The following is a 20,404-nucleotide window of genomic DNA, read 5'->3' as shown; positions in this document are numbered from 1 at the left end:
CAAGGTTTATGGAGTGTTTCCATAAGGCCTGATAGTCTTATCCCAATTATAAGGGAGCTTAAAGGCCACATTAGCCCTATGCACTTAAGACGGCTTTAGATATTTCGGCTTTCCACCTCAAATTTCAAGATCTCAAAAAAGAAAAAGGGGGCACAAGGCCCCCTCTCCGTAATTCTCGGAAAAATTCGAGAATTAAGCTTCGTCTTCGTCCTGAGCCAGCAGCTCTTCTTTGGACACGACTTTGTCGGTAACTTTCGCGAGTTCCAGAATGTAGTCCACAACCTTCTCTTCGTAGATTGGGGCACGCAGGGAAGCGAGAGCCTGTTCGTTGTTCTTGTAGAATTCGAACACCTGCTGTTCCTGACCTGGGAACTGACGAACGCGGTCGAACAGAGCTTTCTGAACTTCTTCGTCGGTAACCTGAACTTTGTTCTGCTCACCAACTTCAGAAAGAACCAGACCGAGACGTACGCGACGCTCAGAGATCTTGCGGTATTCAGCTTTAGCTTCGTCTTCAGTAGTCTCTTCGTCTTCGAAGGTCTTACCGGACTGCTGCATGTCAGCTTCAACCTGCTTCCAAACGCCTTCAAATTCTGTTTCCAGAAGTTTTTCAGGCAGCTCGAAGGAGTACTCTTCGTCCAGCTTGTCGAGAAGCGCGCGCTTCACTTTCTGGCGGGTAGCTGCACCGAACTGGCTTTCGATCTGGCCACGAACGATTTCTTTCAGCTTGTCCAGGGACTCAAGACCCAGCTTGGTTGCCATTTCATCATCAATGGAAACTTCGCCTGGAGCTTCAATGCCCTTAACGTCGATGTCGAAGGTTACTGCGCGACCAGCAAGGTTTGCTGCGCCGTATTCTTCAGGGAAGGTCACGTCGATGACTTTCTTGTCACCGATTTTCATGCCAACGATCTGCTCTTCAAAGCCTGGAATGAACTGACCAGAACCCAGAACCAGCTGACCGTTTTCGTCTTCACCACCGTCAAATGGCTCGCCGTCAAGCTTACCAAGGTAGTGCATGGTTACACGGTCACCGTCTTCAGCAGCAGCGCCTTCTTCGCGCGCTTCAAATGGACGGTTGGATTCTGCGATCTGCTTAACCTGCTCGTCGACTTCTTCGTCAGCGATTTCAACGATTGGGCGCTCAAGTTCGATCTTTGCGAAATCTACCAGTTCAAACTCAGGCAGAACTTCGTAAGTCATGGTGAAAGCGAGATCTGCTTCACCTGCCAGAACTTTTTCAGCATCGTCTTCAGGAAGATCGATTTCTGGCTGAAGAGCTGGCTTTTCTTTGCGCTCTTCAATGGTCTTAGCAGTGGTTTCGTTGATCAGGTTACCGATCAGCTCAGCCATTGCCTGACGGCCATGGATCTTCTTAAGGTGTGAAACTGGAACTTTACCCGGACGGAAGCCGTTGATGTTTACCTTGGACTTCATGTCGTCCAGATATGCATCGAGGCGGGTCGCCAGATCCGTCGCCGGGATAACGACTTTGAGTTCGCGCTTTAGGCCCTCGGCCAGGGTTTCTGATACCTGCATTGGTCTTTGCTTCGTCCTTGATTTAGGACGTGTAACGACAAACCAAAATGGTTTGCCCCAGTACGGAAAACAACCACCAATTTCGAAGGAAGAGTTTGCGCTTGAAGGGCTATCCCCTCAGCTCTTATCCGCCTGGCGAAAAGGTGAGCATAAACCGAACTTCGACAACGCCCTCAACTTTTCCGTTTCCGATAAGCTACGGTCGTTTATCTATGCACCGTATCACCGGGGATATGGTGCGGCTGGAGGGACTCGAACCCCCACGGTCTCCCGCCAGAACCTAAATCTGGTGCGTCTACCAATTTCGCCACAGCCGCGTTGGAGGGGTAGCTAAATGGGAACCCGAGAGAAGTCAACCACCTAATGCGCTGTTTATGCCCAGTTCTCGGTTTTCCACGCCATTTCTACCTATGAAACTGTGCATTACGCCTATCTGGGGCTCATTTCTCATAGGGCCCTGCCTGTTTCACACAGGCCTGAAACCCATTTCCTGCGAAAGAGATAGCTCGCACGCTCTTTTTCTTTTTTAGCTCCTGACGCGTTCATTCAGCTGCTGACTGCCATCATTCGCAAAGTGGCGTCAGCACACGCTGCATAAAAGCCGCGCCTTTGTCTGTCAGATACAGCTCCCGGCGGCGACCATCCGTCTTATCTGCCTCAACACGAGCATAGTTATGTCCGCCGCGCACATCCTTATGCCCCTCACACCAGTAATAGATGTTTCGGGTTGCGGTACCGGACTGGTAGCCAATCTTCTTTTGCAGGCTGAGAGGATGGATCTTCACCCCCTCCTCCTGATGGGCCGCGATCTCGAGCAATGTCAGAACCGTTGAGACCTGCATCTTGGCATCATGGTCTTTGAACGGTGTCAGCGCCTCGATAATCTGGCGTAGGGCTGCAGAGTGCTGTGTCGTCTTGCTCATGTAAATATCCGTCGTAATCATCCGGAGGCAGGCACAACCACACGCTCCGCGTGCAATCCCTACCTCTTTCTCGCATGCCTATCGCATTGCTTGCTTCACTAAATGATACGCATCATCTTTTGCAGATTAATTATCACAAAAATTGATGATTCCCACCAGATATCTCAGAAAGACAACCTATCCCTTGGGCTGGGAGACCTTAAAAGTCTCCCAGAAACTGAACCAATTCGGTGATCACATCCGGAATATGCGAGATCAGGTCCTCAGCAATGAGCCCGGCCCCGGCGATCTCCGCAGCGCGTCCATGCACCCACACACCTTTGGCCGCCGCTTCATAGCCGCCAAGTCCTTGAGCTAGATACCCCGCAATCACGCCTGCAAGCACATCACCAGAGCCCGCTGTCGCAAGCCACGGTGTACCGCTAGCATTAATAGAGACATTACCCGCCGGATCAGCAATCACGGTATCTGCGCCTTTAAATACCACGACAGCACCGGCCCGCTTGGCCGCCTTCTGAGTGCGCTCTACTTTGCAGTAGGTAGACGTCGGATCATAAAGATCAGGGAACAACCGGCGGAACTCCCCTTCATGAGGCGTCAGAACAACCCGCCCAGCGCTTTCACTCTCCGCAATATACTCAAACAGATGTTCCGGCTTTTCTTCAAAGGACATCAGAGCATCTGCATCCAGCACCACAGCCCGCTCAGAAGACAGACACTCTGCAACCCGCTCCTGCGTTTCCCGGCCAATACCGGCAGCGGGCCCAATCACCACAGAGTTGAGCCGCTCATCTTCCAAAATACGCTCAAAATCAGCAATGCGCTCAGCCGGACGGATCATTACACTCGTCAGATGCGCTGCATGCACAAGCGCCGCTTGCTCTCGTGCAACAACCGTCACAAGACCACTGCCCGCCCGCTGCGCGCCCAGCGCGGCCAGACGACTGGCACCGGTAGAGAATTTCGGCCCACTAACAACAACCGTGTGCCCCCTATTATATTTGTGACCAGCCACAGCAGGCTGATCGGGAATGTCACCCCAGATCTTGTCGCAGTTGTAAAAGGCAGTAGGACCAACCTTCTCCAGTACCTCATCGTCGAGACCGATCTGCTCAATAACAATCTCACCGCAATGAGCACGCCCCGGATAAAGATAATGCCCCGGCTTGGCGCGGAAGAAGGTGATGGTCATATCAGCATGAACGGCCTCACCCAGCACCTCACCGCTTTTGCCGCTCACGCCAGAGGGAAGGTCAACAGCCACACACTGCGCCGGGCTTTCGTTGATCTGCTGAACCAGATCCAGAACCTCATCATCCAGCGGACGCGACAGCCCTGCCCCGAACAAGGCATCGACAATCACATCATCTTCGCCCAGCTCTTCCAGCGCCGCCCGCATGTTATCCATTGAGGTTAAGTCAAGATCCATCTCGTCATAGGCCAGCTCCGCATCGCCTTCCAACGTCTCCGGATCACACACCAGCCCGACGGAAACATTAAAGCCCTCGTTATCCGCCAGCTGCGCCACAACAAAGCCATCACCGCCATTGTTGCCGGGGCCACAAAACACCAGAACACGGGAATAAGGATGCAGAATCTGGCGCATCACCTCAAACACGGCTTTGCCCGCGTTATGCATCAGTTCAATGCCAGGAAAGCCACCTTCAATTGTCAGGCGATCTGCCTTCTTCATCTGCAAGGGTGTCAATAACTCATGCATAAAGCTCTCCAATTCCCTATCCGACAGGTCTTGAGAAATTTATTACCCATTATCCCTAAGAATTTGGTTCATCATTACCCAACTGCCGCCACGGTTTTTTCGATCACGAAAATTCACAAAACTTGAGCTAGTGCTAAAAGGCACAGATTTCTGAGGGACTTCCTGAGTAAATGTTGATACCAGCGCACCACTTTGGGAAAACAACGAAAACATGCACGAGAGACGAGCCCATTACGACCAGCTTCTAACTGCTTTCGCACGACGTCTGGGTATGACCACCCAGCCTGATAATGGACTATTCCTTATCGAGGAAGCAAATGGCAGCCGCTGGTCAGTCGAACTCAATGAAAGCTCCGATCTCGTTTACATTAGTACCAGTCTCTTTCTTGCAGAAGATAAAAACACGCTGAAAGCGGCTTTGGAACTCAATCAGAACGTGGAACTCTTGCGTGGAGCATTCCTCGGCCTGTCTCAATCTGGCGACCTGCAACTCAACGCACAGGCAACCTTACAGTTCACAGATGACCTTGCTCTGGAGAACACACTGGTCAACCTGATGCAAATTCGTGAGCAGGTATGCGCACGGCTTTCTGAAATGAAATCCACCCAAAGCTCCCCAGCCGTTCAACCGGACTGGAGCACGACGTCTATTCGCCTGTAAAGGTTTCTCACCCATGCATTCCGTCAACTCTCCCAAGCATACTCCAGTTGATCAGAGCCAACTCCAGAACGACGTAAGTGCACAACGAAACTCTGCTCCAGAAAAATCAGAGAAGTTAGAAGCACGCGGCGTGACCGCGGATGTACAAAAAAGTTCAACCCAGCCAACAACAAGCAACGCAAAACCTCTGGACACCGCCGCAACTGAAACGCTCGCAAACCGGATAAAGCCACCGAGCGCAGACAGTTCCCAAACCTCAGCACCAACATCTTCCTCTGCCCCTTATGAGGCAGACCGCACCGCACTGGAACAATCCGCAAAACGCCTGGGCGCAGGCGCTTTCGGAGACGTCTACCTGATCAAGCAGGACGGCAAGTCCTTCGCATTCAAGGTGGCCAGCACGGAAGCCGGTTGGGAAGCGTTGCAGCGCGAGGCAAAGGTTTACAGCGACATTGCCAAAGTCGGGCCACATGACAATGTGGTCAAGAGCATGGGCATTGTGGAAGTTCAGGGCGTACAGGGCCTGGCCTTGGAATACGTGGAGGGCTGCGAAGCGGGCAAGCTCTTCACCACAGCAGAAAATTTGTACACCAGCAACAAACTCAGCCACTCCCAGTACTGGGGCACCGTTCAGTTCATCATGCGTGACGTGCTCAGCGGCGTACAGCATCTGGCAGAAGCTGGCATCAGCCACAGCGACATCAAGGGCGGCAACCTGCTCTATGATAAGGAAAGTCAGGCGATCAAGATCGTCGACTTTGGCAGCGCTGCGACAATCGGCAAAGACCCTGTCACCATCGGCACCCCATCCCACTCTGCACCGGAAGCGCTCCTGTCACTTCCACAGCGTGAGGGAGAAAAGGCCCGTGCCAATGAGAAGCAGGACACCTTCGCCGTTGGCCAGATGACCTATCGCGCAGGCGAGCACGCTGAAAACCTGTTCGGCGCCCAGAACAACGGCGATCAGGCAGCCCTCGGTTACTCCATGCATTCCCAGCTGCGCGACATTGAACGTCGCGATGAAACACTTGAGTATCAGGCACTCAATGAAACCAGTGATCCAAAACTGGCAAACACAGCTGGTCACTACGGCAAAGGCGGCGAAACAGCTTACGTGGAGTTTGTAAACCTCTCCACCCTGCTCGACATCGACGTCCGCGGCACGGCAGAAGAGCTCCTGAAAACCAACTTCATCTCAGACCCGCTATGTCAGCCGGATGAAGCCCGCCAGGTGATCTCAGGCCTCATGACCAAGATGGAAGAAGACCACCAAGCCGAACTCGCCGCCCTCATGGGCCGAGCCTGACAGATACCACCTTGATAAAGATAAGAAGCCGGCCCTTTGGTCGGCTTTTTTGTTGGGCAGTTCATCTTGCCTTCATTTGACAAAAATCCCTCCCTCACACCTAAGCCCCTCTTAACAGTCATAAAAGATAGCAGCGCCCAGCGGCTCAAAATCACAGCGTCCCGGACAATGCCCATGCATAATTGAAAGATAAAAGAGCCAGCACCGGAGTGATCCATGCCGAAAGTGACGGGAGACGGAAACGAGCCCCTACCTGATCTTCCACCCGAAGTCGATCAATGGGCGGATCAGATGTGCGACCTCCTCGGCGTCAACCCGCAGGAAGTACCGGAACCCAATGAGCCCATAGAAGAAGCAGGCATCGGCGACAGCTGGCTTAAGCCGCCGACATCTGAGGCCGGAGATGAGGACAGCTGGCTTAATGCACCAAGTTCCAAACCCGAACTCGACAGCTGGATGTACGACACCGACCCCACAAACCTCGTGGACGGAGCTCAGGCACTGCAAGTTGACACCAGCAAACTGGAAAAGGTCGGCAAACGTCTGGGGGCCGGAGCATACGGCGAGGTCTTCCGCATCAAGGAAGATGGCAAGGACATCGCTTTCAAAGTTGCACACACCGTCGAAGCGCAGACCGCCCTTGAGAAAGAAGCCGAGATCTACGAAAAAATCGCAGCAGCAGGCCCACATAAAAACGTCATTGCCTCCCAGGGCATGCGAGAGGTGGAAGGCATAAAGGGGTTGGCGATGGATTATGTTGAGGGCTGCGACGCCAGCAAGCTCTTCAGCGCTGCCGAACGGTTCTACAAGCAAAACAAGATAAGCCACACCGAGTACTGGGGCGCGATCCAGAACATGCTGAGGGAAGCATTAGAGGGCATACAGCACATCGCCAAGGCAGGCGTCAGTCACAGTGACATCAAAAGCGGTAACATGCTCTTTGATGAGAAGACCCAAACCCTCAAACTGTGCGACTTTGGCCGCGCCGCAATCATAGGAGAAGATCCCGCAACCATAGGCACTCCCGCCCTCTCAGCACCAGAGGCCATCAAAACCTTGCCGCTGGAAGGGGTTCCCGGCGAAGACCAACGTCCTCGCGCCAATGCCAAACAAGACACATTCGCCGTGGGCCAGATGGCTTACAAGTCGGGAGAAAAATCCGAACATCTATACGGTGCCAGAAACCCGGGCGATACCCACGCCCTCACCTATATGCTCTGCACAAAGATCGAAGAACTGGAAGCTGCAGGCAGGGATAAAGACTACCGCGCGCTCAACCCCACGGATGATCCCAAACAGGCCGGAACAGCAGGTCACTACGGCAAAGGTGGCAAAACCGCATATGTGGACTTTGTCAACGAAGCCACCCTCATGGACATTGGCACTCGCGGCTCAGCTGAAGATCTGCTGGCCAGCAAGTTCCTCTCCGATCCTTTGCTCCAGCCAGAAGATGCTCAGAAAGTCCTGTCAGGCCTCATCACACGTATGAAACAGGAGGAAGACGCAGAAAAGGCCGCGCTCAACAAATCAGCCAGCAAGAAACCGTGAGACACGGAAGCTTCAAAGACATTTTAATCGCATCCCTCCAATTGGATACACTGGATCAACATCTGCGCTGACTACACTGAAGGGGTGATCACAAACCTCTGAAGACCGGCAGCATGACCAAACCTCCGCGCGCCCTCCAGACACCAACGGACGAGACCGCCAATCAGGATGCCCAGATCGGCATATGGGCCGACAATGTCATCACCCTCCTCGGCCTCAGTGAAACTCCCCCCGACAGCGGACAAACAGAACCCGACTTTGACCAGCCGCCCGCCGCAAGCCGGTTCACCGTATCGGATGTCGTAGAGGACAGCTCTTCAGAAGAAGAGAGCGACGACGAGTTGGAACCAACACCAACTACTACCGCCCCCACCAGCCGCTTCACCATCGGCGATGTAGTAGAGGACAGCTTCTCTGAAGACGAGGAGAGCGAAGAAGAGCCAACACCAACACCAACACCTCCACCCGCTAACCGCTTCATTGTCAGCGACGTTGTCGAAGACAGCTCCTCTGAGGATGAGGAGAGCGAAGAAGAGCTAGAACCCTCAGCCACAACACCTCCTCCCGCTAGCCGCTTCACCGTAAGCGATGTCGTAGAAGAAAGCTTCTCTGAGGATGAAGAGAGCGAAGAGGAGCCAACACCAACCGCCACAGCCGCCCCCACCAGCCGCTTCACTGTCAGTGACGTGGTAGAAGAAAGTTCCTCTGAAGATGAGGAAAGCGAAGACGAGCCGGAACCAACCGCCGCTACCAGCCGCTTCACGATAAGCGACGTTGTAGAAGATAGCTCCTCTGAAGACGAGGAAAGCGAAGAAGAGCTAGAACCCTCAACCACAACACCTCCCACCACCCGCTTCACCGTCAGCGACGTCAGTGAACCCAACTTCTCCGAGGATGAGGAAGGCCCGTTTGCGACCCTGCCGCTCCCCTCCAACAACCTCAGACGCGCCAAACGGTTGGGGGCTGGATCTTTCGGGGAGGTCAGTCTCTTCACCGACGAGCAAAGCGGCAAGTCCATTGCGTTCAAGACGGCCCGCTCCCAGAAGGGTAAGGACGCCCTGCAGAAAGAGGCGCAGATCTACGGCAAGCTCATGGCCGCCGGTCCGCACAAGAACGTGGTGCAGTGCTACGGTATGCACGAGATCGACGGCGAGACAGGTCTTGCCATGGAGTATGTGGAAGGCTGCGAAGCAGATGACCTGTTCCAGGGTGCGGAAGAACTCTACCGCGACAACAAACTCAGCCATGCCCAATATTGGGGTGCGCTACAATTCATGGCCAATGAAGTGATCGATGGCCTGAAGCACATCAACGCCGCTGGCATCAGCCACAACGACATCAAAGGCGGCAACATCCTGTTCGATCAAAACAGCCAGTCTCTCAAGATCGCTGACTTCGGCTTTGCAGGTATCATCGGCGAAGACCCGCTGGACTTCGGCACACCTGAGTACTCCAGCCCCGAAGCCATTGCCGCAGCCTTCGAAGATGAAGACAAACGCGACCGTCTGGACGACAAACAGGACGGCTATGCGGTTGGGCAAATGGTGTTCGGTGGCGGTGAAGGTGAGTTCAATCTGCTGGACGCGCCCGATTGCGACAATCCCTATGCGTTCGCACTCCATGTTGTCCGCAAACTCAGCAACTCAAAAACCCAGAGTTCGGCAGCAGACGAAAAAGACAGCACAAACAGCGAGTACAAAGCCCTTAAGCCGACAGATGACCCGGACCTGGCAGCCGAACCCGGCTATTACAATGACAGCTATGAATCTGAGTACGCCCGCTTCGTCAACAATGCCATGCAGATTAACCCAAAGAAGAGAAGCAGCCTGGACGACATGCAGCAAAGCCAGTTTTTGAAAGACCCGCTCCTCCAGCCTGAAGACGCCAAAGGCGTGCTTGAGCTGATCAGAAAACGAAGCAGCTCCTGATCTTCACACAAAAGGCTCAAGCTTCTAACGGTTGGACTTGGGCTTCTCGGCGCCTTTCGTTTTCTTAAGTCCCTCTGGCCGCTCATCGCTGGCAATCACCACATCCTGCGGCTGAGAAAGCTCAATCAGGTTCCCATCCGGGTCTCTTATATAGACAGACAGAATGGGTGAGCTGGCCCCGGTCCGAAACACCGGTCCTTCAACAATGGTGACTGACGCTGCACCCAGCCGCGCAATGGCCGCATCAAGACTCTCCACCAGAAAGCACAGATCAGCTGTGCCCGGCATCTGCTCCTTGGCTAAAGGCTCCTGCGAAACATCAATGGGCTGAAGGTTGATTTTCTGCTGACCAAAGTGCAGCGCCCGTCGCCCGCCTCCGAATATGATCTCCTCCATACCCAGTACATCCTGATAGAAACGACTGGTACGTTCAACATCATGAACGGTAAGCACGACATGGTCGAGAGAAACCAACCTCATCACTCGCTCCTTTAAACGCGCTCCTAAAAAAGGACCTGATCAGAACGCGTGAGAAACTGCATCAGCTTTTGCTGCTCCAACCATAACCCTGCCTTGCATAAGGAACCAACACCTAGTTTCTGGCGAGATGAACAAAACGTACACTGCCTATTTTTTAACCATCCTGCGCAGTGTTTGTGCACCAGATATATTTCAGATGCACTTTCCCATTATTATTGAGGGAGCGAAATGCCCGCTTTTGTGGCTTTTTAAGAAAATTTCAAAACTGGCACGGTTTCTGCATTCATATTTCCGTAAGTTTTGAATCGCGAACTTTCTGCACACGTAACGGTCATTCTATAGAGCATGCCAGACCAGACGCGGTGCAGATACAAGACGAACTGAGAGTGTGACGACCATGAAGAAAATTGAGGCGATCATTAAGCCGTTCAAACTGGATGAAGTGAAAGAAGCACTTCAGGAGGTTGGCCTTCAGGGGATCACCGTTACCGAGGCAAAAGGTTTTGGCCGCCAGAAAGGTCATACGGAACTCTACCGCGGCGCTGAATACGTGGTCGACTTCCTGCCAAAGGTGAAGGTGGAAATCGTACTCAATGACGATCTTGTCGACAAAGCTGTCGAAGCTATTCGCGACGCAGCACAAACCGGTCGTATCGGTGACGGTAAAATCTTCGTCTCTTCCATCGAAGAAGCGATCCGTATCCGTACCGGTGAGACCGGCGAAGACGCCGTTTAAGTAATTCCTTAGGGATAAATGGGGACCGGTGACAAATTGGGGGGAACAGTCCCGCGCGCTTGGTCTTCTAGTTTACAACACTGCGCCACTGGCGATTTTAATAAGAGGAATAGGAAGTTATGACAACCTCCGCTGATGTCTTGAAAGAAATCCAGGAAAAAGACGTAAAGTTCGTAGATCTTCGTTTTTCTGATCCGCGCGGCAAGCTGCAGCACGTCACCATGGATATCTCCCAGGTGAACGAAGACATGTTTGCAGAGGGCGTAGCATTTGACGGTTCCTCTATCGGTGGTTGGAAAGCAATCAACGAATCCGACATGATGCTGATGCCAGATCCGGAAACAGCTCACGTCGACCCATTCTTCGCGCAGTCCACCATGTCCATCTTCTGTGACGTTCTCGACCCACGTACAGGTGAAGGTTACAACCGCGACCCACGCATGACTGCAAAGCGCGCTGAAGCCTATGTAAAAGCATGTGGCGCTGGTGACACCGTGTTCGTTGGCCCAGAAGCTGAGTTCTTCATCTTCGACGACGTTCGCTTCGCAGCAGACCCATACAACACCGGCTTCAAGCTGGACTGTTCCGAACTGCCATCCAACATGGACAGCGAGTACGAATCCGGCAACCTCGGCCACCGTCCACGTACAAAAGGTGGTTACTTCCCGGTTCCTCCAATCGACAGCTGTCAGGACATCCGCTCTGAAATGCTGACCGTAATGTCCGACATGGGCGTAAAAGTTGAAAAGCACCACCACGAAGTGGCGGCTGCTCAGCACGAACTCGGCATGCAGTTCCAGACCCTGACCACTTGTGCTGACCACATGCAGATCTACAAGTACGTGGTTCACCAAGTTGCTCACGCTTATGGCAAATCCGCAACCTTCATGCCTAAGCCAGTCTTCGGCGACAACGGCACCGGCATGCACTGCCACTTCTCCATCTGGGACGAAGGCAAGCCAACTTTTGCTGGCAGCCAGTATGCTGACCTTTCCGAGAACGCTCTGTACTTCATCGGCGGCATCCTGAAGCACGCAAAATCCCTGAACGCGTTCACCAACGCGTCCACCAACTCTTACAAGCGTCTGGTACCGGGCTATGAGGCTCCAGTTCTTCTGGCATACTCTTCCCAGAACCGTTCTGCGTCCTGCCGTATTCCATTCACATCTTCTCCAAAAGGCAAGCGCGTTGAAGTTCGCTTCCCAGATCCAACAGCAAACCCATACCTGGCGTTCGCTGCACAGCTGATGGCTGGCCTTGATGGTATCAAGAACAAGATCCATCCTGGTGATGCAATGGATAAGAACCTGTACGATCTGCCAGCAGAAGAACTCTCCGAGATTCCAACTGTTGCAGCATCTCTGCGTGAAGCTCTGGAAAGCCTCGATGCTGACCGTGAATACCTCAAAGCAGGCGGCGTGTTCGACGACGACCAGATCGACGCATACATCGAGCTGAAGATGGAAGAAGTCCTGCGTACAGACATGACCCCTCACCCAGTTGAGTTCGACATGTACTACTCCGTCTAATTTATGAAGCGGCTGTTTTAACTCCAATGCACCCCGGGCGTATCTCCAAGCGGATACGCCCATCCAAAGCAGCCCCGTCATTTAGACACAATAAAACCCCGACTGGCCCCAGTCGGGGTTTTGTTTTTTAAAGAGCACGCTGCACTGATCACATCAGGCGATACAAAGCTGCATCAGGCAAACTTACCAGCCGCCCTCACGCATCTCCGCAGAGATCTCCAGACGCACACGATCACTGGTCAGCGGCGCAAACATGCCCACACCAAAATCACTGCGCAGGATCTCCCCTGTGCCCTCTACGCCAATCCACTGGCCCTGATAGTAGTCAAAGTAACTGCCAAGCGGGTGCGGACCATTGTGATTGAGCTTAAAGTCCAGCTCCACCGGATGCTTCTGGTCCTTGATGGTCAGATCTCCCACCAGCGTGACACCAGTCGCACTGGTCTGTTTCACACTCGTGGAAACAAAGGTAATCTCCGGATACTTCTCTACGTCGAAGAAGTCAGAGTTCTTCATATGCTCATCCAGCGCCTCAACACCCGTATCAATGCTGGCTGGGTCAATGACCACGGAAACTTTGGTCTCTTCAATCTTTTCCGGATCAAACTCCACGTCCCCGCGAACCACCTTCCACTCACCGGACTGTTCGCTCAGGCCCGCATGGTTGTAGTAAAAGCGCACCTCGGTGTGTGTCGGGTCAAACTTGTAGCTTGCAGCCTGCGCCGATGCGGTGAATGCAAGCGATGCCGCAACAACGGCAAATTTTGTGAAATGCTTCATGCTGTTTCCTGCCTCATATCCCTGTCTGCCACATAAAACTGTAGCTTTTCATAGGTGCACATCCATTAACCCATTGATTTATAGTCAATTAATGTATATGCATGTATATACATCTAAATGAATAGAAACACGTTTCAAGTCCTGAATGCAAAAATAACGAGGATGTGATGTCTGTCAGCAAAGAGTCAGTCTCTCTCTGGATCGCCCTGAACCGGGTGCAAAAGACCATCTACACGGAGATTGAGAGCGCCTTTAAAGCAGAAAGATTTCCCCCTCTGTCGTGGTACGACATCCTCTGGGAGCTGGAGAACGCCCCCGACGGCCTGCGTCAGTTCGAGCTGGAAGAACGTGTCCTCTTCCAACAGGCCAACCTTTCCCGCGTCATCCAGTCTCTCGCCAAGGCAGCACTGGTCGAAAGCAAACCAGCCCCAAAAGACAAACGCGGCAAGACCCTCTACATCACCGGGAAGGGAAAAGACCTCCGCGCTCAGATGTGGCAGACCTACGAACGCATGCTGGAAGAAAAGCTCGACACAAAAGTCAGCGCGGACAACGCCATGCAGCTGGCAGAAGCTCTCAAAACGCTGCTTTAGATTTTTTCAGCGACCATGGGAGGCTGGTACCAAAAGGCTTTCTAAGAGCGTCACAACAGCCTCAACACAGCAACGCAGAAAAACACAAAAGAACGCAAACCAACGCACATATGAGCGCAAAGGGGGATATGTCATCACCCCGTCACGAAACTGCGTTTAAGTGCAGCAAGGTTATCAGCAACTGACCGTGCTGATTAGACCCGCATACCTTTTAAAGGCGGCCTTCTAAGGTCGCCTTCTTTTTACACTTTTTCAAAAAGTGAAATGATCAGGGCAAACCGGTACTAACTATTTTCTCCCCCTTCTCTTGAAAGAAATGCCGACCGTTCCTACGTTAGGAACAGGTCAACAAAAGGAGAGCCAATGACTCCACCGGACCTGCATGTTGTACGGTGTTTATAAAGGCAATTCGGCACTTATGAAGACCCTCTGCAGGATGCCACAATATATCGGCACTACAAAACGGCCTGCACGACTGAGCGTCATCAGGCGGTAAGCAAGGATCGAACCCGGACGTACAAGGGCGAGAAATCATATAAGACGCCCAAGCATATAGCCTTGAAACGGTAAATCGCGGCGATCCAACCAGAAAAGCAAGACCCCGTTAGAGCCTTCGAGAAGGTCACGGGGTTTTCTTTTGGCCATTGCAATGTGGTTGCTCCCCTCTAAAATATACCATTCACATTCATATTTTAGAGATTCTGGTGATGACAACAGCCGATACAATTGAACTTCTACCCACGCTTCCATCCCTCAACATTCAGGAAACAAAAGCGTTTTACGCAGGCAAGCTGGGTTTTACCAACGTCATCTACGAGCGCGATGATTTCCTGATTCTGCGACGGGACAATCTGGAAATCCACTTCTGGCTCACCACAGAAAAGCACCTCTGCGAAAACAGCAGTGTGTATTTTCGCGGCGGCCCAATCGCAGCTCTCCACGAAGAATTCCGCAAACTCGGCCTTCCAGAAGACGGCAAAAGCGAACCCCGCCTCACTCCACTCGCCAAACGCCCCTGGGACATGGAAGAATTCTACATCCACGACCCGCACGGTAACCTCCTGAAATTCGGTCGCATTCCGCTCTGAACCTCAAAAGAGCCACCACACTACACGGCGTTGCAGCACTGCTCCCACAAAGCAACCATCCAATTTACCCGCACAATCCCAGAAGCCCCGCATACCTTTTGGGCTTTCCAGAAAAAACGAGTGAATCCCGGCAAAAACTCAGGTATAGACCTTTCAACTTGGAAATACTCAGTAAATTGAACAGGCTTGACCAATGAGCTCATATAAATCCGAATTTATGCGGACAATGGAAGAACGCGGTTTTCTGCACCAACTCTCCAACGCCGAAGGGCTGGACGAGCTGTGCGCCAACGAGACCGTCACCGCATATATTGGCTTTGACTGTACCGCGAGCAGCCTGCACGTCGGCTCCCTCGTGCAGATCATGATGCTCTATTGGTTCCAGCAGGCTGGTCACCGCGCTATCACCCTGATGGGCAGTGGTACAACCCGCGTTGGTGATCCAACTGGCAAGGACGAAAGCCGCAAGGTTCTGACCGATGAAACCATCGAAGACAACAAGAACGGCATCAAGCAAGTCTTTGAAAAGTTTCTGAAGTTTGGTGATGGTCCATCTGACGCAATGATGATGGACAACGCCGATTGGCTCCTGAAACTCAACTACATGGACTTCCTGCGCGACGTAGGCCGCTACTTCTCTGTCAACCAGATGATCCAGCGCGACAGCGTGCGCCTGCGTCTGGAACGCGAGCAGCACCTATCATTCCTCGAGTTCAACTACATGCTGCTGCAGGGCTACGATTACCTCGAAATCCACCGCCGCACCGGCTGCCGCTTGCAGATGGGTGGCTCTGACCAGTGGTCCAACATTCTCTCCGGCGTCGACCTTGGCCGCCGCCTCGCAGACAAAGAACTCTTCGCTCTCACCACGCCGCTGCTGACCACTGCATCCGGCGCAAAGATGGGCAAGACCGCAGCAGGCGCCGTATGGCTCAACGCTGACATGCTCAGCCCCTACGATTACTGGCAGTTCTGGCGCAACACCGAAGATGCTGACGTAGAGAAGTTCTTGAAACTCTTCACCATTCTGCCAATGGACGAAATCAAGCGTCTGGCAGCTCTTGAAGGTGCAGGCATCAACGAAGCCAAGAAGGTTCTGGCAACCGAAGCAACCGCTCTGCTCCATGGCCGTGAAGAAGCTGAGAAAGCTGCTGAGACCGCTCGCAAGGCCTTTGAAGAAGGTGCAAACGCTGCTGGCCTGCCAACCATCGAGATCGCAGCTGCAGAGCTGAACGACGGCATTGGTATCCTCAACGTGTTCGTAACCGCAGGCCTGTGCACCTCCAACGGTGAAGTCCGCCGCAACATCAAAGGCGGTGCTGTTCGCATCAATGATAAAGCGGAACAGGATCACACCCGCGAGATCACCGAAGCGGACCTGACCGACGACGGCGTCATCAAGCTGTCCCTCGGCAAGAAAAAGCACGTTCTTGTTAAGCCAGTCTAACCGACTGACAGCACAAAGAATTCAGAGAAGCCGGGTCACAACACCCGGCTTTTTCTTTGCTCACAAACAGCGCAAATTTAACCAATTACGCGCAGAAACTTGCACTCAGAACTAGGCTCCTTCCGGTACCCTCTACTCAGGAATGACGGAGCTAATCCATGGTCCTGCAGAACTGGAACGCACAGCAGTATCTCAAACACGCCGCCTATGTCCCCGACTTCGGGCAGGATGCACTTGAGCTGCTCTCTGTAGAGCCGGGAGAAATCATTCTGGACCTCGGCTGCGGTGAAGGCACACTGGCTGCGCAAATCCAAAACCGCGGCGCACTCGTCACCGGCATCGACACCGCAGAAGACATACTCCGGCAAGCCGATGAGAAAGGCATCAAGACCCTGCTCATGTCCGGCGAAAAGCTTGAGTTTGAAAATGAATTCAACGCCGTCTTCTCCAACGCCGCCCTTCATTGGATGCAGGACTACAAAGGTGTCATTCGCGGTGTTGTCAAAGCCCTGAAACCGGGAGGACGGTTTGTAGGCGAAATGGGCTGTGACCGAAACTGCCGGATCATCCGTTCTGCCATGGAAAACGTGTTTGCTGAGAACAGAGATTTCGGTCCCTACAAAAGCCCCTGGATCTTCCCATCTCCTAAGACCTACATGCATGCCCTAAAAGAGGCAGGGTTTTCGCTCACCTATCACACGGAGATAGAACGCAGGACGCCACTGGAAACGGGTATGAAGGGTTGGCTGGAGCTCTTTACCGGCAGCCTGACAGAAGAGCTCAGCGAGGCACATAAAAAACGGTTTTACAAAGAGACGATCAAACGCCTGAAACCGGATCTCTACTCAAAAGAAAACGGTTGGGAAGCAGACTACGTGTGCATGCGCTTCGCAGCCTACCTCCCTGTAAGCACTACTTAAACTCAAAGATCCGGCGGAAAACACCCGGTGCAATCGCGGAGACCGGATTGACCTGAAACTGCGGCTTCTCGAAAGTACCATCCAGCTTGTAAGTCACACCAAACAGCCCTTCATCAGAAGATCCACCACCAAGAATGAGGCCAATCACAGGCAGCTTGGCGAACAGGTTGTTCAGCGCATAAGCCGGTACAAATGTACCTGCCATATCCAGCTTCCGGCTCTTCAGATTAGCATTGCCGCTAAACGTCCCGCCAATAATCGCGCCGCTCAGCGTTCCTTTGGAAACATTCAGCGTATCGCCATTACGGGAGAACTGCATGCGCATCTTCTGGAATGATGCCTCACCCGAGTTCACCGCAGCCGAGTAGACTTCACTGTTCCGCGAACCACGAATTTCACGCGGCTTGATGCCCTTCAACGCCTTAATGGCTGGATCTTCTGTAATAGAGAAGTTCGTCACCGTCAGCTGACCAGCCCAGTTGGTATCGCTCGGCATCTGAATATCAACACGTCCGCTACCACCACGCATACGCGGGAAGATGTCCATGAAGCGCAGGAACTCGCCGGTATTGTTCAGCTTACCCTTCGCAAAACGGTGCTTACCTTCACCACCAACCGTGAAGTTGAACTGACCACGACTGGAGGTCGCTCCAGAGACTGTCAGATCGACTGGGCTCTCGCCACGGAACAGTCCATCGACGCGCACGTTGGACGCCTGAACGCCTCTGTAACCAATCAAGCGACGGAAGCTCAGGTCAACCTCAACGACGTCTCTCCTGCCTTTGCCAGCAGATGAACCGCCATCGCCACCAAAACTATCCAGCAGGGCACGACCATCAAAGCGCTCGGCATTCAGCACAACCTTGTAGCCCCCACCACGACGAGGGCGAACAGTCATCTTCGCATTATCATTCGGCCGCAAGTTGAAAGCAGAAAAATCAGCCAGAGACAACTTGCCACTACTATCAATCTTCAGATTGCCACGCACTTCCACTCCCTCAGAGAGGAACGAGAAGTTATGCAGTGTCTTGGCATTACCTGAACTGGTCACACGGAAACGCGCAGTTGCACGGACACCAGGAACCTTACTCCAACCAACTTCCCTCACATTGATGGAAGCTTTCGCCAGATCCAGCTCAAACACCTGCGCACCGCCGCTATCCTCATAGCTGACCTTGATCGGACCCTTGATGTAATCCTGAAGATCGACGCCATAGTCTTTCAGGTCCTTTGCATTCGCAACAAACGTGACGCCCTGACGGTCTTCACCGCCACTGCCATCACGGCTGGTACTCAGATCGATCTCAGACTGGAACCCGTTGAGCTTACCCTTACCGGTAATCAGCGTCTGTTTCGTATCTGCCTGAACAATAAGATCCGCGTTTTCAATGGTCTGACCTGAAATCTTCGCTTTACTGGAAAAATCTTTCAGATCCAGATTGGCGCGCCAGTCAACGTCCTTGACTTTCAGGTTCTTAGCAAGCGGGAACGATGCCTCAACGCGTACCTCACCTGTACCGGAAAGATCCGCAGGCACCACGCTAAAGCCGTCCAGTGCGTTGATCGGCTCAGAATCTGCCAGTACACCAAGATCATCTGCCCGGCCCGTCACAACAACAGAAAGCTCTGCTGGCTGAATACCCGGTCCTGCGATCTTCTTGATGGCAAACTGAACTTCCGGAACCTTAACGATATTGCCATCTTGCATACGGAAGTGACCGTTGGTGCCAGAGATCGAAAAGTCTTCGTTTTCAATCTTCCCTGATCCAGTCAGATCACGCACCACAGGAAGTGACTTCAACGCCTTGATAGAACCATCAATCACATCAAATGTCGCTGTCAGCCCATTCCCCTGCCAGGCAGGCGTTGCCTTATCACCATCAAAGGCAGCAGGCCCAAGCGCCAAGTCCAGATACACATTATCAACACGACCAGGGCCAAGATGATTGATCAACCAGTCGCGGGTTTTCGGCGCAGTAATCGTCGGCCAAACCTGCAGCACCTCACCAAAGCTCAGGCTTGGTGTGTAAACAGAAAGAGCCAAAGAAGGCCCCGGCTGACCATAATAGAAAGAACCGGCTACATTAATGTCCGCATCAAGACCAACGGCACGTGCTCGCTCAATTGAAATCAGAGAGTTCGCCGGATCAAACGAGCCAGACGCATACGCATCCGGGAAAAGCAGTGGCGGCGAGTTCACATCCGCAGGTGCCAGTACGATCTCACGAGAGCCCAGAGAATAGTTCCATTCTGCCCCCTCAGTGACAGGTGGCTGCAACACACCGCCAAACACCACACGCGTGTTCTTGCGGCGCAGATATGACCGGCCAACGATAATATCCGGAGTGTCGCGCTGCAGTTTCAGATCCAGGTACGCTTCATCAACGGTGATGGAATTGTCTGGCGCAGTGCGGATGAAGATCGGAGACGTCCGCACATTCATATCTGCGCTGACAAACTCGCCTGTCGCCCAAAGCTCAGCACTGGCTTCAACGGACAAGCGGGTACTTGCCAGTTTATCATCGCGGGCAAAACTGTGTGTTGGCAGCAGGTCACGCAGGGAAGCATCGCGCAAATTGACGGAGATATTGCGAACACCCGTTTCAGGCGTAACAGTCCGTTTTAGATCCCATGACCAATCCCCTTCACGGCCCACAATCTTCGCGTTCACAGCAAAGGAAAGGTCATCCAGCAGTACGGCATTTGCATCAATGCCATCAGCGACGAACTCTTCTCCTTGAGTGTTGATCACCAGTCGGCCGTACTCAATTGCAACCTTTTCAAGGTGCCAGCGCTTGAGTTCTTCAACAGCAATCACACTAAATTTGTCAATCGCAACAACACGGTTCTGAACCCGTGGCAAAGGCTCTGAACCGCTCGCCAGCCGAATGGTTGCAGATGGGCGTTCAAGCGCCACACTGGTGATCTCTAGATCACCCGTCAAAAGACCGGAGAGATTGATACCAATCTCAGCCCGGGGCAGCAGAACAGTCGCAGCTGTGCGCCCTTTGACACGGATGAGAGAGTCTTCAAGAATGATACGGCTGCCGTTGTCGCCAAACAGGTCAAACTGGGCACTGCCGACCGTGACATTCAGTGCCTTGCTTTCAAACTGACGGATCGCCCAATCCACCAGATAAGGCACAGAAACCGGCCCGCTCATCAAACGGTAACCGCCAAAACCAATCGTCAAAAACAGAAAAACA

16 protein-coding genes and 1 tRNA gene are annotated in these 20,404 nt (G+C 53.0%); 10 read left to right on the top strand and 7 right to left on the bottom strand.

What is annotated here, in order from left to right; genetic code table 11:
* Positions 1-192: 192 nt before the first annotated feature.
* The 4 genes from tig to PJE062_RS01530 all read right to left on the bottom strand — a co-directional run bounded on the left by tig (position 193) and on the right by PJE062_RS01530 (position 4,182).
* Entirely contained in the window at positions 193-1,539 is a 1,347-nt protein-coding gene (gene tig, locus PJE062_RS01545) for a trigger factor (RefSeq protein ID WP_008546975.1), read from the bottom strand.
* A 234-nt stretch (positions 1,540-1,773) separates the two neighbouring features.
* Positions 1,774-1,856: transfer RNA gene (locus tag PJE062_RS01540), tRNA-Leu, on the bottom strand.
* Between the two features lie 246 nt (positions 1,857-2,102).
* Complete coding sequence (locus PJE062_RS01535; RefSeq protein ID WP_208609004.1) at positions 2,103-2,462, bottom strand: hypothetical protein; 360 nt, start codon at positions 2,460-2,462, stop codon at positions 2,103-2,105.
* 199 nt (positions 2,463-2,661) lie between these two features.
* Positions 2,662-4,182: a bifunctional ADP-dependent NAD(P)H-hydrate dehydratase/NAD(P)H-hydrate epimerase gene (locus PJE062_RS01530; protein ID WP_037035787.1), complete on the bottom strand. Its 1,521-nt coding sequence runs from the start codon at positions 4,180-4,182 to the stop codon at positions 2,662-2,664.
* A gap of 211 nt (positions 4,183-4,393) precedes the next feature.
* Between PJE062_RS01530 and PJE062_RS01525 the strand changes: the two genes are divergently transcribed.
* From PJE062_RS01525 to PJE062_RS01510, 4 genes are all read left to right on the top strand, one after another.
* Entirely contained in the window at positions 4,394-4,843 is a 450-nt protein-coding gene (locus PJE062_RS01525) for a type III secretion system chaperone (protein WP_083793192.1), read from the top strand.
* A gap of 13 nt (positions 4,844-4,856) precedes the next feature.
* Complete coding sequence (locus PJE062_RS01520) at positions 4,857-6,149, top strand: protein kinase (protein WP_008546735.1); 1,293 nt, start codon at positions 4,857-4,859, stop codon at positions 6,147-6,149.
* 216 nt (positions 6,150-6,365) lie between these two features.
* Positions 6,366-7,697 (top strand): protein kinase, encoded by a 1,332-nt coding sequence (locus tag PJE062_RS01515; RefSeq protein WP_008547007.1) that lies wholly within the window; start codon positions 6,366-6,368, stop codon positions 7,695-7,697.
* A 113-nt stretch (positions 7,698-7,810) separates the two neighbouring features.
* Entirely contained in the window at positions 7,811-9,625 is a 1,815-nt protein-coding gene (locus PJE062_RS01510) for a protein kinase (RefSeq protein WP_208982099.1), read from the top strand.
* A gap of 24 nt (positions 9,626-9,649) precedes the next feature.
* Here PJE062_RS01510 and PJE062_RS01505 read toward each other — a convergent pair whose 3' ends face one another.
* Positions 9,650-10,105 (bottom strand): VOC family protein, encoded by a 456-nt coding sequence (locus PJE062_RS01505; protein ID WP_008546362.1) that lies wholly within the window; start codon positions 10,103-10,105, stop codon positions 9,650-9,652.
* A gap of 397 nt (positions 10,106-10,502) precedes the next feature.
* On the opposite strand from PJE062_RS01505, the gene PJE062_RS01500 reads away from it, so the two are divergent.
* A complete protein-coding gene (locus PJE062_RS01500; RefSeq protein WP_008547261.1) occupies positions 10,503-10,841 on the top strand; it encodes a P-II family nitrogen regulator in 339 nt (112 codons plus the stop codon).
* Positions 10,842-10,960: 119 nt separating this feature from the next.
* Positions 10,961-12,370, top strand: coding sequence for a type I glutamate--ammonia ligase (glnA, locus tag PJE062_RS01495; RefSeq protein WP_008547031.1), 1,410 nt, complete (start codon positions 10,961-10,963; stop codon positions 12,368-12,370).
* 183 nt (positions 12,371-12,553) lie between these two features.
* Here the strand turns inward: glnA and PJE062_RS01490 are convergent, their stop codons facing one another.
* Positions 12,554-13,150, bottom strand: coding sequence for a YceI family protein (locus PJE062_RS01490; protein ID WP_008546680.1), 597 nt, complete (start codon positions 13,148-13,150; stop codon positions 12,554-12,556).
* A gap of 167 nt (positions 13,151-13,317) precedes the next feature.
* Between PJE062_RS01490 and PJE062_RS01485 the strand changes: the two genes are divergently transcribed.
* The 4 genes from PJE062_RS01485 (at position 13,318) to PJE062_RS01470 (ending at position 17,198) form a co-directional block, all read left to right on the top strand.
* Positions 13,318-13,743, top strand: a complete 426-nt coding sequence (locus PJE062_RS01485) for a MarR family winged helix-turn-helix transcriptional regulator (RefSeq protein ID WP_008546247.1) — start codon at positions 13,318-13,320, stop codon at positions 13,741-13,743.
* Positions 13,744-14,450: 707 nt separating this feature from the next.
* The gene (locus PJE062_RS01480) at positions 14,451-14,831 is read left to right on the top strand and encodes a VOC family protein (protein WP_008546610.1); all 381 of its coding nucleotides are present in this window, start codon (positions 14,451-14,453) and stop codon (positions 14,829-14,831) included.
* Positions 14,832-15,024: 193 nt separating this feature from the next.
* On the top strand, positions 15,025-16,278 hold the full coding sequence (gene tyrS / locus PJE062_RS01475; protein WP_037035782.1) for a tyrosine--tRNA ligase: 1,254 nt from the start codon (positions 15,025-15,027) through the stop codon (positions 16,276-16,278).
* Positions 16,279-16,436: 158 nt separating this feature from the next.
* Complete coding sequence (locus PJE062_RS01470) at positions 16,437-17,198, top strand: class I SAM-dependent methyltransferase (protein WP_008547076.1); 762 nt, start codon at positions 16,437-16,439, stop codon at positions 17,196-17,198.
* Here the strand turns inward: PJE062_RS01470 and PJE062_RS01465 are convergent.
* On the bottom strand, positions 17,191-20,361 hold the full coding sequence (locus tag PJE062_RS01465; protein WP_208982097.1) for an AsmA-like C-terminal domain-containing protein: 3,171 nt from the start codon (positions 20,359-20,361) through the stop codon (positions 17,191-17,193). The genes PJE062_RS01470 and PJE062_RS01465 overlap by 8 nt on opposite strands.
* Between the last annotated feature and the right edge of the window lie 43 nt (positions 20,362-20,404).

Origin of the sequence: Pseudovibrio sp. JE062, assembly GCF_000156235.1 — a bacterium.
Lineage (GTDB): Bacteria > Pseudomonadota > Alphaproteobacteria > Rhizobiales > Stappiaceae > Pseudovibrio.
Note: the sequence above shows the minus strand (reverse complement) of the source record. Positions and strands in the feature narration are given on the sequence as shown.

Excerpts from the sequence above, each read along its gene's own strand:
- tig (WP_008546975.1), bottom strand. The coding sequence starts at position 1,539 with ATGCAGGTATCAGAAACCCTGGCCGAGGGCCTAAAGCGCGAACTCAAA.
- PJE062_RS01535 (WP_208609004.1), bottom strand. The coding sequence starts at position 2,462 with ATGAGCAAGACGACACAGCACTCTGCAGCCCTACGCCAGATTATCGAG.
- PJE062_RS01530 (WP_037035787.1), bottom strand. The coding sequence starts at position 4,182 with ATGCATGAGTTATTGACACCCTTGCAGATGAAGAAGGCAGATCGCCTG.
- PJE062_RS01525 (WP_083793192.1), top strand. The coding sequence starts at position 4,394 with ATGCACGAGAGACGAGCCCATTACGACCAGCTTCTAACTGCTTTCGCA.
- PJE062_RS01520 (WP_008546735.1), top strand. The coding sequence starts at position 4,857 with ATGCATTCCGTCAACTCTCCCAAGCATACTCCAGTTGATCAGAGCCAA.
- PJE062_RS01515 (WP_008547007.1), top strand. The coding sequence starts at position 6,366 with ATGCCGAAAGTGACGGGAGACGGAAACGAGCCCCTACCTGATCTTCCA.
- PJE062_RS01510 (WP_208982099.1), top strand. The coding sequence starts at position 7,811 with ATGACCAAACCTCCGCGCGCCCTCCAGACACCAACGGACGAGACCGCC.
- PJE062_RS01505 (WP_008546362.1), bottom strand. The coding sequence starts at position 10,105 with ATGAGGTTGGTTTCTCTCGACCATGTCGTGCTTACCGTTCATGATGTT.
- PJE062_RS01500 (WP_008547261.1), top strand. The coding sequence starts at position 10,503 with ATGAAGAAAATTGAGGCGATCATTAAGCCGTTCAAACTGGATGAAGTG.
- glnA (WP_008547031.1), top strand. The coding sequence starts at position 10,961 with ATGACAACCTCCGCTGATGTCTTGAAAGAAATCCAGGAAAAAGACGTA.
- PJE062_RS01490 (WP_008546680.1), bottom strand. The coding sequence starts at position 13,150 with ATGAAGCATTTCACAAAATTTGCCGTTGTTGCGGCATCGCTTGCATTC.
- PJE062_RS01485 (WP_008546247.1), top strand. The coding sequence starts at position 13,318 with ATGTCTGTCAGCAAAGAGTCAGTCTCTCTCTGGATCGCCCTGAACCGG.
- PJE062_RS01480 (WP_008546610.1), top strand. The coding sequence starts at position 14,451 with ATGACAACAGCCGATACAATTGAACTTCTACCCACGCTTCCATCCCTC.
- tyrS (WP_037035782.1), top strand. The coding sequence starts at position 15,025 with ATGAGCTCATATAAATCCGAATTTATGCGGACAATGGAAGAACGCGGT.
- PJE062_RS01470 (WP_008547076.1), top strand. The coding sequence starts at position 16,437 with ATGGTCCTGCAGAACTGGAACGCACAGCAGTATCTCAAACACGCCGCC.
- PJE062_RS01465 (WP_208982097.1), bottom strand. The coding sequence starts at position 20,361 with ATGAGCGGGCCGGTTTCTGTGCCTTATCTGGTGGATTGGGCGATCCGT.